The sequence below is a fragment of the Streptosporangium amethystogenes genome (assembly GCF_000721075.1).
In the GTDB taxonomy this organism is placed as follows: Bacteria; Actinomycetota; Actinomycetes; order Streptosporangiales; family Streptosporangiaceae; genus Streptosporangium; species Streptosporangium amethystogenes.
In genome coordinates, this window is the sequence record NZ_JOEQ01000003.1 from 148409 (window position 1) to 160213 (window position 11805).

Annotated in this window: 14 protein-coding genes; 5 read left to right on the forward strand and 9 right to left on the reverse strand. The window is 70.6% G+C overall.

Translation table 11 applies throughout. The annotated features are described in order from the left end of the window. Nucleotides 1-8 precede the first annotated feature (8 nt). From IG98_RS0103915 to IG98_RS0103950, 8 genes are read right to left on the reverse strand one after another with little or no spacing between them, the layout of a single operon-like run. The gene (locus IG98_RS0103915) at nucleotides 9-980 is read right to left on the reverse strand and encodes an amidohydrolase family protein (RefSeq protein WP_030905506.1); all 972 of its coding nucleotides are present in this window, start codon (nucleotides 978-980) and stop codon (nucleotides 9-11) included. Between the two features lie 3 nt (nucleotides 981-983). Next, on the reverse strand, nucleotides 984-1499 hold the full coding sequence (locus IG98_RS0103920) for a 3-hydroxyanthranilate 3,4-dioxygenase (protein ID WP_030905509.1): 516 nt from the start codon (nucleotides 1497-1499) through the stop codon (nucleotides 984-986). Beyond that, nucleotides 1496-1918, reverse strand: coding sequence for a RidA family protein (locus IG98_RS0103925; RefSeq protein WP_030905512.1), 423 nt, complete (start codon nucleotides 1916-1918; stop codon nucleotides 1496-1498). The genes IG98_RS0103920 and IG98_RS0103925 overlap by 4 nt, the downstream gene beginning before the upstream one ends. A 29-nt stretch (nucleotides 1919-1947) precedes the next feature. Continuing rightward, nucleotides 1948-2721, reverse strand: coding sequence for a 2-keto-4-pentenoate hydratase (locus IG98_RS0103930; protein ID WP_030905516.1), 774 nt, complete (start codon nucleotides 2719-2721; stop codon nucleotides 1948-1950). Further along, entirely contained in the window at nucleotides 2718-3731 is a 1014-nt protein-coding gene (gene dmpG, locus IG98_RS0103935; RefSeq protein WP_030905519.1) for a 4-hydroxy-2-oxovalerate aldolase, read from the reverse strand. Before dmpG ends, IG98_RS0103930 begins: the two co-directional genes overlap by 4 nt. Beyond that, a complete protein-coding gene (locus tag IG98_RS0103940; protein WP_030905523.1) occupies nucleotides 3728-4648 on the reverse strand; it encodes an acetaldehyde dehydrogenase (acetylating) in 921 nt (306 codons plus the stop codon). Before IG98_RS0103940 ends, dmpG begins: the two co-directional genes overlap by 4 nt. Continuing rightward, complete coding sequence (locus IG98_RS0103945) at nucleotides 4645-5442, reverse strand: 2-keto-4-pentenoate hydratase (protein ID WP_030905525.1); 798 nt, start codon at nucleotides 5440-5442, stop codon at nucleotides 4645-4647. Before IG98_RS0103945 ends, IG98_RS0103940 begins: the two co-directional genes overlap by 4 nt. After that, nucleotides 5435-6889 carry a 2-hydroxymuconic semialdehyde dehydrogenase gene (locus tag IG98_RS0103950; protein ID WP_030905528.1) on the reverse strand — a complete coding sequence of 485 codons (1455 nt, stop codon included), beginning with the start codon at nucleotides 6887-6889 and terminating at the stop codon, nucleotides 5435-5437. The genes IG98_RS0103945 and IG98_RS0103950 overlap by 8 nt, the downstream gene beginning before the upstream one ends. A gap of 73 nt (nucleotides 6890-6962) precedes the next feature. Here IG98_RS0103950 and IG98_RS0103955 point away from each other — a divergent pair, with 73 nt between their 5' ends. The 4 genes from IG98_RS0103955 (at nucleotide 6963) to IG98_RS0103970 (ending at nucleotide 9705) form a co-directional block, all read left to right on the forward strand. Next, on the forward strand, nucleotides 6963-7721 hold the full coding sequence (locus tag IG98_RS0103955) for an IclR family transcriptional regulator (protein ID WP_211263871.1): 759 nt from the start codon (nucleotides 6963-6965) through the stop codon (nucleotides 7719-7721). 180 nt (nucleotides 7722-7901) lie between these two features. Beyond that, nucleotides 7902-8444 carry a VanZ family protein gene (locus IG98_RS0103960; protein ID WP_030905534.1) on the forward strand — a complete coding sequence of 181 codons (543 nt, stop codon included), beginning with the start codon at nucleotides 7902-7904 and terminating at the stop codon, nucleotides 8442-8444. Nucleotides 8445-8595: 151 nt separating this feature from the next. Beyond that, entirely contained in the window at nucleotides 8596-9348 is a 753-nt protein-coding gene (locus IG98_RS0103965; protein ID WP_030905537.1) for a GntR family transcriptional regulator, read from the forward strand. A 126-nt stretch (nucleotides 9349-9474) separates the two neighbouring features. Then, the gene (locus tag IG98_RS0103970) at nucleotides 9475-9705 is read left to right on the forward strand and encodes a hypothetical protein (protein WP_030905540.1); all 231 of its coding nucleotides are present in this window, start codon (nucleotides 9475-9477) and stop codon (nucleotides 9703-9705) included. Nucleotides 9706-9895: 190 nt separating this feature from the next. On the opposite strand, the gene IG98_RS0103975 is transcribed toward IG98_RS0103970, so the two are convergent. Then, nucleotides 9896-11110: a coiled-coil domain-containing protein gene (locus IG98_RS0103975; RefSeq protein WP_051751503.1), complete on the reverse strand. Its 1215-nt coding sequence runs from the start codon at nucleotides 11108-11110 to the stop codon at nucleotides 9896-9898. A 140-nt stretch (nucleotides 11111-11250) separates the two neighbouring features. Between IG98_RS0103975 and IG98_RS0103980 the strand changes: the two genes are divergently transcribed. Next, on the forward strand, nucleotides 11251-11793 hold the full coding sequence (locus IG98_RS0103980; RefSeq protein ID WP_030905546.1) for a gamma carbonic anhydrase family protein: 543 nt from the start codon (nucleotides 11251-11253) through the stop codon (nucleotides 11791-11793). The last annotated feature ends 12 nt before the right edge of the window (nucleotides 11794-11805 follow it).

Consider the following 11805-nt stretch of genomic DNA (forward strand, 5'->3'; position numbering starts at 1 on the left):
CCGCCGGGTCAGCGACCCAGGAACCGGGTGGCGTTGCCGCCGAGCAGCTTGACGCGGGCGTCCTCGGAGAGGAACCCCGCCCCCCGGATCAGTGAGCCCACCGGCGACTCGCCCAGCGGATAGGGGAAGTCGGAGCCGAGCATGACCCGGTCCTCTCCCATGGTGTCGACCAGCAGTCGCAGCGCCCGCTCGTCGAAGACCACCGAGTCCACGCTGAACCGGTCGAGATAGTGCGACGGCGGGAACTCGGAGACCCCGACGAGGTCACCCCGGCGGTGCCAGGCGTTCTCGAACCGGCCGAGCCAGAAGGCGAACGAGCCGCCGCCGTGCGCGAAGCAGAGGCGCAGCGTGTCCGGCACCCGATCGAGGACCCCGCCCAGGATCAGGGCGAGCACCGACAGGTGCGTCTCCGCGGGCATGCCGACCAGCCACTGCGCCATCCAGCGCTCCAGCCGGGGCCCACCCGCCATGTCCCAGGGGTGCACGAAGACGGGCGCGCCCACGGCGGCGCAGTGCTGGAGGAACTGGACGACTCCCTCGTCGTCGAGGTCACGGTCGCCGACGTGGTTGCCGATCTCGACGCCCGCGTGCCCGGCGGCCATGCACCGGTCCAGCTCGGCACAGGCCAGGTCGGGGTCCTGGAGCGGCACCTGGCAGAACGGCACCAGCCGTTCGGAGGCGCAGATCTCCAGCGCCAGGTCGTTGAAGATCTTCGCGACCCGTACCGCCTCCGCCGCCGGGCGCTCGTAGCAGAAGAAGACCGGCGTCGGCGAGACGACCTGGACGTCCACCCCGTCGGCGTCCATCCGCTCCAGGCGGACCGAGGGGTTCCAGCAGTCGTCGGCGATCCGGCGGAACTCCCGGTCCCCGAGCAGGATCACGGCCTCCCGCTCGGAGTCGACCCGGAGCCGTGGCGCCCCCGGCCAGCCGAGGTCCGGCCAGCCCTTGGGGACGTGGTGCGTGTGCACATCGATGATCAACGGCTATCCCCTGCCGGGGTGGACGGCGCCGCAGTTCCCGCAGGTGCGCGCCTTCTCGTCGTCGTAGAACGCCTGGAAGATCGGCGGCAGGTCGGTCACGATGTCGCGGACCTGAAGCTCCACCTCGTGGACCACGGCGCTGCACTCCGGGCAGTACCAGAGGAACCTCTCCAGCACGCCCTCCGGCCTGATCCGCTCCACCACCAGGCCGACGGACCCCTCCTCGGGGCGCTGCGGCGAGTGCGGCGTGTTCGGCGGGAGCAGCCACATCTGCCCCTCGCGCACGTGCACGGTCTGCGGTCCTTCGGGGGTCATGACGTTGACGTGCATGTTGCCGCGGATCTGGTAGAAGAGCTCCTCGTACGGGTCGATGTGGAAGTCGGTCCGCGCGTTCGGCCCGCCGACGACCATGACGATGAAGTCACTGGCGCCCTCGAAGACCATCTTGTTGCCCACCGGCGGCTTGAGCAGGTGGGCGTGCTCGTCGATCCACGTGGTGAGGTCGATGGGTGGGATCACGGGCGCCCCTTCGGTCGGTAGGCCACGGCCTGAATTTCGATGAGCAGATGCGGGTGCGGCAGCTGGTGAACGGCCACTGTGGTGCGGGTCGGACCGGCCTCGTCGAAGTACTCCGCGTAGACCGCGTTGTACCCGCCGAAGTCGTTGATGTTCACCAGGTAGGTGGTGACCTGCACGAGATCGTGCAGATCGGCTCCGGCCGCCCGGAGGATGTCTCCGATGTTCTCTATCACCGCCCGGGTCTGTTCGGCGATGTCGAGCGTGACCGTGCCGAACTCGTCGGCCTCGGCGCCGGCGATCGTGTTGTCCGGCCTGCGCGAGGAGGTCCCGGACACGTACAGGAAGTCACCCGCCCGCTTGACGTGCGGAAACCTCCCCCGGGGGGTGGCCTTCCCGGTGACGACGAGCCCGTCGCTCATGTTCTCTCCGCTTCTGCGGTCGCCGGCGTTCAGGACTTCTCTCCGGGCGCGGACGCGGTGAACGACACCGACCCCAGATGCTGGATCTCGGCCCGCACCCGCGCGCCGGGCGCGAGCGGCTCGGCGGGCGTGGCGGCGCCGGCGAGCAGGATCCACCCCGGCTCCAGGACCATCCCGATCCGTCCTGCCAGGCGTGCGGCCTCCGCGAGGGCCCGGCGCGGGTCGCCCAGGATGGCGCCGGTCGACCCGACCTGGACCACGCGCCCGTCGATCTCCAGCACGACGCCCAGGTTCCACCGGGACGGGTCGTAGGGCTGCCACTGGCCGACGGCGTACCCGGCGGCCGAGGTGTTGTCGGCGATCACGTCGGGCAGCGAGAACCTGAAGTCCTCGTAGCGCGAGTCGATGACCTCGATACCGGGGGCGACGGCCGCGATGGCGTCCGGTGCGAACGCGTCGGCCGGCGACGCGATGCGCCGCCCAATGAGGTAGACGACCTCCGGCTCCGCCCTCGGGTGGATGTAGCCGGACACGTCAGCGTACGAGCCGTCACCGATGACCGACGACTCCGGCACCCGGCCGAAGATGATGTCGTGCACGCCCATCTGGCGGCGCTTGCCCTCGCTGGTGAAGCCCAGCTTCACCCCGGCCAGCCGGTCTCCCCGCTCAAGACGGAGCCGGATCAGTTCCTCCTGCACCCGGTAAGCGTCGGCCACGCCGTAGTCCTGCTCGGGCCTGGGCACCGCGCGACCGGTGCGGATGGCCTCGTCCAGGACCGCGGCGAGCTGGTGGATGTCGGTCATGACTGCTCTCCCGAACGTGCGAGGTCCAGCGCGATGTCCACGATCATGTCCTCCTGACCGCCCACCATCCGGCGGCGTCCCACCTCGGTCAGGATGGTCCGGGTGTCGACCCCGTACCGCGCCGAGGCCGCCTCGGCGTGCCGCAGGAAGCTGGAGTAGACACCGGCGTAGCCGAGCGTCAGCGTCTCCCGATCCACCCGGACCGGCCGGTCCTGCAGCGGCCTGACCAGGTTGTCCGCCGCGTCCATCAGGGCGTTCAGGTCACAGCCGTGCTCCCAGCCCATCAGGTCGGCCACCGCGACGAACACCTCGATCGGGCAGTTGCCCGCTCCGGCGCCCATCCCGGCCAGGGAGGCGTCCACCCGGTAGGTGCCGTTCTCCACCGCGACCACCGAGTTGGCCACGCCCAGGCCCAGGTTGTGGTGGGCGTGGATGCCGATCTCGGTGCCCTCGTCGAGCACCGAGCGGTAGGCCCGGATCCGCTCCCTGACCCCGTCCATGGTCAACCGGCCACCGGAGTCGGTCACGTAGACGCACTGCGCGCCGTACGACTCCATGAGCTTGGCCTGCCTGGCCAGCTCCTCGGCCTCCGCCATATGCGACATCATCAAAAATCCGGACACGTCCATACCGAGCTCGCGCGCGGTGGCGATGTGCTGGGCGGAGATGTCGGCCTCGGTGCAGTGGGTGGCCACCCTGACCGAGGTGACGCCGAGCGCGTGGGCGCGCTTGAGGTCGTCGATGGTGCCGATGCCGGGCAGCAGCAGGGTGGTCAGCCTCGCCCGGCGCACGGCCACGGCGACCGCCTCGATCCACTCGTCGTCGGTGTGCGCGCCCACGCCGTAGTTGAAGCTGCCCCCGGAGAGGCCGTCGCCGTGCGCGATCTCGATCGCCGCCACCCCGGCGGCGTCGAGGGCCGCGGCGATCTCGGCGGCCTGGGCGACGGTGTAGCGGTGCCGGATGGCGTGCATGCCGTCCCGCAGCGTCACGTCCTGAACGTACAGTTTCACGCGTTCACCTCGGTATGGTCCAGCTCGGCCAGGCGCTCGGCGGTGCGCAGCGCGGCGGAGGTCATGATGTCGAGGTTGCCCGCGTAGGCGGGCAGGTAGTGGGCGGCGCCCTCCACCTCCAGGAAGACGGTCACCTTGACGCCGCCGTCGCGGGTGCCGTCGGGGAGCGGCTCCCCGGCCGGGACCTTCTCGAACTGCACGTCCTGCTTGAGCCGGTAGCCGGGCACGTAGTCGCGGACCCGCTCCACCATGGCCCGCACGGCCGCCACCACCGCCGGCTCGTCACACTCGTCCACCAGGCAGTAGACCGTGTCACGCATGATCAGCGGCGGCTCCGCCGGGTTGAGGACGATGATCGCCTTGCCCTTGGCCGCCCCGCCGACCTGCTCGATCGCCCGGGAGGTCGTCTCGGTGAACTCGTCGATGTTGGCCCGGGTGCCGGGTCCCGCCGACCGGGAGGCGATCGAGGCGACGATCTCCGCGTACCGGACGGGCACCTGCGAGGCGACCGCCGCGACGATCGGGATCGTGGCCTGCCCGCCGCAGGTGACCATGTTGAGGTTCGGCTCGGTGAGGTGGGCCTCCAGGTTGACCGGGGGCACCACGTAGGGGCCGAGGGCGGCGGGGGTCAGGTCGATGACCCGCTTGCCGTGCGCCCGCAGCACCTTGTCGTTGTGCCGGTGCGCGCCGGCCGAGGTCGCGTCGAGGACGACCTCCACCTCGGCGAACCCGGGCAGCGCGACCAGGCCCTCGACGCCCTCGTGGGTGGTGGCGATCCCGCGACGGCGGGCGCGGGCCAGACCGTCGGAGTCGGGGTCGATGCCCGCCATCGCGAAGACCTCGACCTTCTTCGACAGCAGCGCCTTGAACATCAGGTCGGTGCCGATGTTCCCCGAACCGATGATCGCTATCTTCACGAGAACACCGCCCTGACCGAGCCGAGGCCCTCGATGTGCGCTTCGAAGACGTCGCCGGGCTCGACGCCGACCATCGGGCCGAGCGCGCCGGTGAGCACGACGTCCCCCGCCCGCAGCGGGAAGTCCGTGCGGCCCAGCGCGTCGGCCAGCCAGACCGCGGCGTTCAGCGGGTGCCCGAGGCAGGCCGCGCCCGCGCCGGTGGAGACCTCCAGGCCGTTCTTGCTCATGGTCATCCCGGCCAGGCGCAGGTCCAGGCCACGCAGCTCGACCGGGGTGTTGCCGAGCACGAACGCGCCGCTGGAGGCGTTGTCGGCGATCGTGTCGACGAGCGTGATGTCCCACTCCGCGACGCGGCTGTCCACGATCTCGATCGCGGGCAGCACGAAGTCGACCGCCCGGATCACGTCGGCGACCGTGAAGGGGCCGCCCTCCAGGTCGGCGCCGAGGACCAGTGCCACCTCCGCCTCGGCCCTGGGCTGCAGGAAGCGGTCGGCCGGGACGGGCAGGCCGTCGAGGTAGGCCATGTCGGCGAAGAGCATCCCGAAGTCCGGCCGGTCCACACCGAGCTGGCGCTGGACCGCAGGGGAGGTCAGCCCGATCTTCCTGCCGACCAGCCGCCGCCCCTCCGCCAGCGCCCGCCTGGTGTTGATCTCCTGTACGGCGTAGCCGATCTCGGCGCTCCGGCCGGGCAACGTCTCACGCACCGGGGGGCACGGCTTGCCGCTCCGCGCCGCCTCCAGCAACCGGTCGGCCGCCTCCGTCCGCGCGTCGACGGCCTCGCTCCACTCAGTCATTTCCCGGCTCCAGCTTGATGGTGATCGTGGTGGGTTCGGAGTAGAAGTCCAGCGAGCGCGTGCCGCCCTCGCGTCCGATGCCGGACAGCTTCACTCCTCCGAAGGGGGTCCGCAGGTCGCGCAGGTACCAGGTGTTGACCCAGACCAGTCCGGCCGCCAACGACTGCGCCACCCGGTGGGCCCTGCTCAGGTTGGTGGTCCAGACCGTCGCCGCCAGGCCGTACTCGCTGTCGTTGGCCAGTCCGACCGCCTCGGTCTCGGTGTCGAACGGGGCGATGTGGCAGACCGGGCCGAAGATCTCCTCCCGGTTCACCCTGGAGTCGTGCGGCAGTCCGGTCAGCACCGTCGGCTCGACGTAGTAGCCGCCGTCGCGGTCGTCGCCGAAACGCGGCACACCACCGCCGGCGCGGATCTCGGCGCCTTCACTTCTGGCCAGCTCGTAGTAGGAGAGCACCTTGTCCCGGTGCTCGGCGGAGATCATCGGCATCATCGTGGTGTCCTGGTCGGCGGGGCGGCCGAACCGCAGCTCCCCCGCGCGCCTGGCCAGCCGCGCGGTGAACTCCTCGAAGACGGGCCGTTCCACGTACAGCCGCTCGGTGCACAGGCAGACCTGGCCGCCGTTGGTGAAGACCGACCGCACGCTCCCCTCGACCGCCGCGTCGAGGTCCGCGTCGGCGAAGACCAGCCCCGCGTTCTTGCCGCCCAGCTCGAACGAGACGGGCTTGACCCGGTCCGCCACCGCTTTCATGATCGTCGAACCGGTGCGGCTCTCGCCGGTGAAGGTGACCGCGTCCACGCCCGGGTGCTCCACCAGGAACTGGCCGGTGGAGCCGCCGCCGAAGCCGTGCACGACGTTGAGGACGCCGGGGGGAAGGCCGATCGAGGCGGCGATCTCCGCGAGCACCGCGACCGAGCCCGGGGTGTGCTCCGAGGGCTTGACCACCACCGTGTTGCCCGCGACGAGCGCGGGGCCGAGCTTCCAGGTCGCCAGCAGGAAGGGCAGGTTCCACGGCACGATCACCGCGACCACCCCGAGGGGCTTGCGCACCGTGTAGCTCAGCACGTCCGTCAGGTGGAACGCGTTCTCCGGGTGCTGGGCCGCGATCTCGGCGAACGACCTGAAGTTGGCAGCGCCGCGCGGGATGTCCAGGGTCCGGGTCTGGGTGACCGACTTGCCGGTGTCGGCGATCTCCGCGGCCACCAGATCCTCGAACCGCTCCTCGATCGCGTCGGCGAGGCGGCGCATCCAGGCGGCCCGCTCGGCCACCGGCAGCGCCGCCCACGCGGGCAGGGCCGAGCGGGCGGCGGCCACCGCTCTGTCGACGACGGCCCGGTCCGCCTCGCGGACCTCACGCACCGCGAGCCCGGTCACCGGGTCGTACGTGGCGAACGTCGCGCCCTCGGCGACCGGCACCCCACCGATGAAGTGGTTCACCTGGTCAGACAAGACTTCTCCTCGGGGATGTACTTCGCTGGATCACTCCATACGGGTATAGGGCCCAGGTGATTCATAAGCAAGAATGAGTTCCGTGAAACGGAACCCCGACCGGTTGTCCGTGCTGGAGAAATCCTGGCTCGTGCTTGACGCGTTCCGCCCCACGGGCGGGCCGTTGCGCCTGGCCGACGTCGCCGAGCGCTGCCATCTGCCCAAGACCACGGCCTTCCGGCTGCTCACCGAGCTGACCTCGATCGGCGCGGTCGTCCGCCACCCCGACGGCTACTACCTCGGCCGCCGCCTCTTCGAGCTCGGCAGCATCGTGCCCGGAGAGCGCGACCTGAGACACGCGGCGCTGCCCTTCATGCACGACCTCTACGAGGCCACCCACGAGACCGTCCACCTGGGCGTGCGCGACGGCCTCGACGTCGTCTACGTCGAGAAGATCCGTGGCCAGACGGCCTTCGCGCTGCCTTCGCACGTCGGCGGGCGCCTCCCGCTGACCTGCACCGGGATCGGCAAGGCCCTGCTCGCCTACTCAGGACCCGACCTGATCGACGAGGTCCTCGGCCGACCGCTCCGTCGGCTGACCTCGCACTCGATCGTCGACCCCCGGCACCTGGAGGAGGTGCTCGGCCAGATCCAGGCCGCGGGGCTGGCCTACGAGCGGGAGGAGGCCCAGCTGGGCGGCGCCTGCATCGCGGCCCCGGTGTTCGGCGACGGGGTGGCCGTGGCCGCGCTGTCCATCTCGGTCCCGCTGGCCCGCTTCCAGCCCACCCGGCTGGCCCCCGCCGTCAAGGCCGCCGCCCTGGGCATCTCCCGCGCCCTGACCAGAACCATCTGATCCCGGGCCGGCCGCGACCGCCCGCCTCGGCGCCGGCCACCGTTCAGCCCGAGGTTCCGGCTCCCGCGCCGTACCGATCCGTTCGGGCCCGACGCCCCCCGAACGCCCCTTGCCTGAAGGCCACCTTCTCGTAACCTCACAGCACCGCGGCCGGGCTTCGCGCACCGACATCATTGCCTCATGCATCAGGCATGGCAGCTGTGGGGAAATATCGTTATAGCGACTTTCGTCGCGGTCCCGGTGGCCGTGGTCGCCATCCACGTACTGGCCCGCCACCGCGCCCGTAAGGGTCATCCCTTCCCCGTTCGCACCGCCCTGGCCGACGTGGTCGCGGTGACCGGGACCGCCCCCTGGATCTGGATGATCCTCACTCCTCGGGCGGGCGCCTCGGATGTCAGTCCGCTCCCCCTCGTGGACCTGTGGGCGACCGTCCACGGGCCGGCGCAGGCGGCGTTCGTGCAGGTCGTCGGGAACCTTCTGGTCTTCGCCGCGCTCGGCGGCATGCTCCCGGTGCGCTCGGCGCGCCTCGCCTCGCTCGCCCGGATCGCGGCCGTGGCGGCGGGCGCCTCACTCACCGTGGAGATCCTCCAGTACGTCCTGCACCTGGGGCGGGTGAGCTCCGTCGACGACGTGATCGTCAACACAGTGGGTGCCGTACTGGCCGCGACCGCAACGCGTCGGTGGTGGGCCGGCCGAATAGCGGCTGGGATCGTTCCACGGTAACGGGCCGGAAAAACTCCTTAAGCTCGCCACACGGGCACGATACCTCCCAAAAGAAACAGGTTACCAACCCCTGTATCTGTGCGATCGTGGACAAGACGGGGCAAGTTCTCTGGAGACGCCAAACCCGGTTGGTGACAGAGGGTGATCGAACGTGCAGCAGTCCCCGGTACCTCCCGAGCCCCCGATCTATCGGCGCATCGCCGACGGGCTTCGCGAAGCGATCCTGTCCGGTGATCTCCGAGACGGGGATCGGCTTCCGGGCGAGAACGCCCTGATGGCACGGCACGGCATAGCCCGTGCCACTGCCAGACAGGCCCTTTCCGTGTTAATCAACGAAGGACTGGCCATCCCCAAACGCGGCTCAGGAGTGTATGTCAGGCAGTTCCGCCCGATCAGGCGACACGGCTCCCGGCGGCTCTCCCGTGACAGGTGGGGGCGCGGCGCGGCCATCTGGGACTCCGACACCGAGGGCCGCCCCTACACCGTGGACGAGGTGGACATCGACCGGGAGCGGGCCGAGGGCCCCGTGGCACGGGTGCTGGACAGCCCCGAGGTGTGGGTCCGCAGACGGCGCTACTCGGTGAACGGGCGGCCGGTGCAACTGTCGGTCTCCCACTTCCCCGCCGAACTGGTGGAGGGGACCGCGATCACAAGAGAGGACACCGGACCGGGGGGCGTCTACGCGCGCCTCGGCGAGCTCGGCCACGCCCCGGCGCACTTCACCGAGGAGATCCGCGCCCGCATGCCCCATCCCCACGAGACCGTCCAGCTCGACCTGCCCGCCGGTACCCCGGTCATCGTGATCGCCCGGGTCGCCCGCACCGCCGACGGCGTCGCCGTCGAGGTCAACGAGATGATCCTGGACGCTGCCTCTTACGTACTTCAGTACGACTTCGACTCATAGTTCAAGGCCATCCGTCAACCGATAGGTTGACCTGTCCTTCACGATCATTGATTTCTCTAGAGAAGTGCCTCACCGTCAGAGGTGGAACGTCGCAAAGACGGGCCTGGGCGCGGGGAAGGTGCACGGATGTCTTTCGACCGACATCTAGCGGAAATCGCCCGGGAGTTTCCCGACTGGACGATCTGGCGGAGCGACGCGGGCAGGTGGTGGGCAACCCGCCACCACCCGCTGACCTCCGCCCAGCGTGATGTCGGCTGCGCGATGACCATCGACGCGGACGGCCCGGAGGAGCTGCGTGAGCACCTACGCGTTCAGCGGGAACGTTCCGGCGAGGCGGAGCCGGAAACCGACACCTGAAGACCGCCCGGTGCCGGGGTGAGCGGATCCGATGCGGTCCCGGCGCCGGGCCCCCAATCGCGGAAGCCCCCGACCCTATCGGGGGCGGGGGCTTCCGCTTGACCTTCGGACGGCTCCGGCGACGCGGTGGCACCGCTGAGATCCACGGTCACCAACACCGATCCCGGCTCACGCTCCTCACCGGGAGATCTCACTTGCGGGGAGCGGCGTACCTCCCGCCGTTCTTTCCCGTGGCCGGGGTGAGGTCGACGTCGGTGTCGTCGTACACCTCAAGCTCCTCGGCAGAACGGTCACCGGCGTCCTTGCGGGGGGCGTCGTCTTCCACGATCACCCGTACGGACTCCAGGTCGGGTGCGGCGTCAACGGGCTCGGCACCTCGCACACCCTCGGATCCGGTGTGCTCCGCGTACCCCGCCGACGCCTCGGAGCCGTCGGACGCGGCGCCCGGTGTCTCGTCGAGGCCCTCGGGGGCCCCGGAGACCTCGTCGACGGCCTCGGCCGGGGCGGGAGCCGTCAGCGCGGGCTGGACGCGGGCCGGGGGCAGCACCGCGTCCTCGTCGACCAGGGGACCCGCACTGCTCTCCCGATGGAGCAGGTCGCCCAGGACGGCACCCATCTCGTGCAGGCGGCGCATGACCTCGTGGTGGGTGTCGGTGAGGTAGACGACCCGGCGGCCGGTGGTCTCGTCCAGGGCGTTGGCCCGCTGCTGGGCCGCCGACAGCGTGGAGTGCGCCTCGGTGTTGGCGGCGATGACCGTCGCCCGCGCCTCCGCGTGGGCCGTGCTCAGCGTGGAGTCGGCCTCCGCACGGGCGTTCTCGACGGTCTGCTCCGCCTCCCTCCTCGCCGAGGTGACCATCCGGTCGGCCTCGGCACGGGCGCTGCGCAGGGTCTCCTCGGACTCGGCGCGGGCCGCGTTGACCGTCTCCTCCGCCTCCTTGCCGGCTTGGGCGAGCCGCTGCTCGGCGATGGCGGTGGCCTCGGCCACCCGGCGCTCGGCCTCCTGCTGCGCGGCGTTCAGGAGGGCCTCGGCCCGATCCTGCGCGGAGGTGATCAGCCGCTCGGACTCGGCGGCCGCGTCGTCGCGGAGCTTGACCGCCTCCGCCTCCGCGACCTGCCTCTTGGATGCGGCCTCCTCCTCGCCCAGCTTCAGTATCTGGCTGAGCCGCTCGCCGAGCTCGTCGTAGTCCTGCGGGGCGTCCGAGAGCCTTTTGCGTGCCTCGGACAGCTCGATCCGGCCCTGCTCGGCCTGGCCGATCGCGCGCGCGAGCCGCTCCTCCAGGTCGCGGATCTGGTGGCGGTGGCGGTCCATGTAGTCGTGAACCTGTCGGCGGCTGTAACCGCGCATGACGACCTCGAACGAGTCCTCATGCATCAGGTCGGGAAAGCTCTCGTGCTGGTTTGTCATGGCACTGCCCGTGGAGGTTGTGTGGCGGGAAAGGTGACGTCAGGAGACGACTTTCCTGCTTACTGCCCGACTCTGCAACCTGAACACGCCACCTGCTTGCCGAAATACCGGACAGAACGCCCCCCTCTAACATCGTCTCCATGAACGCCATGCCCTACATCGCCGCCCTCGACGGCGACGCGATTCCGCGGATTCATCCGGACGCCTACATCGCCCCGGGAGCGGTGGTCGTCGGGAGAGTCCGGCTGGGCCGCGCCGCGAACGTCTGGTACGGCTCGGTCCTCCGCGGGGACGACGAGGACATCGAGGTCGCCGAGGAGTGCAACATCCAGGACCTGTGCTGCCTACACTCGGACCCGGGCGAACCGGCCGTGCTGGAGCCCCGGGTGAGCCTCGGGCACAAGGCCATGGTGCACGGCGCCCATGTGGAGACCGGCGCGCTCATCGGCATCGGCGCGATCGTGCTGGGCGGCGCCAGGATCGGCGTGGGGTCGCTGATCGCGGCCGGCGCCCTGGTGGCACCGGGGAAGCGGATCCCGGCGGGGGTACTCGTCGCGGGCGTCCCCGGGAAGATCATCCGAGAGCTCACGGACGACGACCGCGACTCCTTCGCCCGTACGTCGGCCGGCTACGTCGCCAGGGCCGCCCGCCATCGGGCCGCGACCGTTCTGCCGCCGGCCTGAACGGCACGCCCG

Excerpts from the sequence above, each read along its gene's own strand:
- IG98_RS0103980 (WP_030905546.1), top strand. The coding sequence starts at position 11,251 with ATGAACGCCATGCCCTACATCGCCGCCCTCGACGGCGACGCGATTCCG.
- IG98_RS0103970 (WP_030905540.1), top strand. The coding sequence starts at position 9,475 with ATGTCTTTCGACCGACATCTAGCGGAAATCGCCCGGGAGTTTCCCGAC.
- IG98_RS0103945 (WP_030905525.1), bottom strand. The coding sequence starts at position 5,442 with ATGACTGAGTGGAGCGAGGCCGTCGACGCGCGGACGGAGGCGGCCGAC.
- IG98_RS0103930 (WP_030905516.1), bottom strand. The coding sequence starts at position 2,721 with ATGACCGACATCCACCAGCTCGCCGCGGTCCTGGACGAGGCCATCCGC.
- IG98_RS0103955 (WP_211263871.1), top strand. The coding sequence starts at position 6,963 with ATGAGTTCCGTGAAACGGAACCCCGACCGGTTGTCCGTGCTGGAGAAA.
- IG98_RS0103975 (WP_051751503.1), bottom strand. The coding sequence starts at position 11,110 with ATGACAAACCAGCACGAGAGCTTTCCCGACCTGATGCATGAGGACTCG.
- IG98_RS0103960 (WP_030905534.1), top strand. The coding sequence starts at position 7,902 with ATGCATCAGGCATGGCAGCTGTGGGGAAATATCGTTATAGCGACTTTC.
- IG98_RS0103925 (WP_030905512.1), bottom strand. The coding sequence starts at position 1,918 with ATGAGCGACGGGCTCGTCGTCACCGGGAAGGCCACCCCCCGGGGGAGG.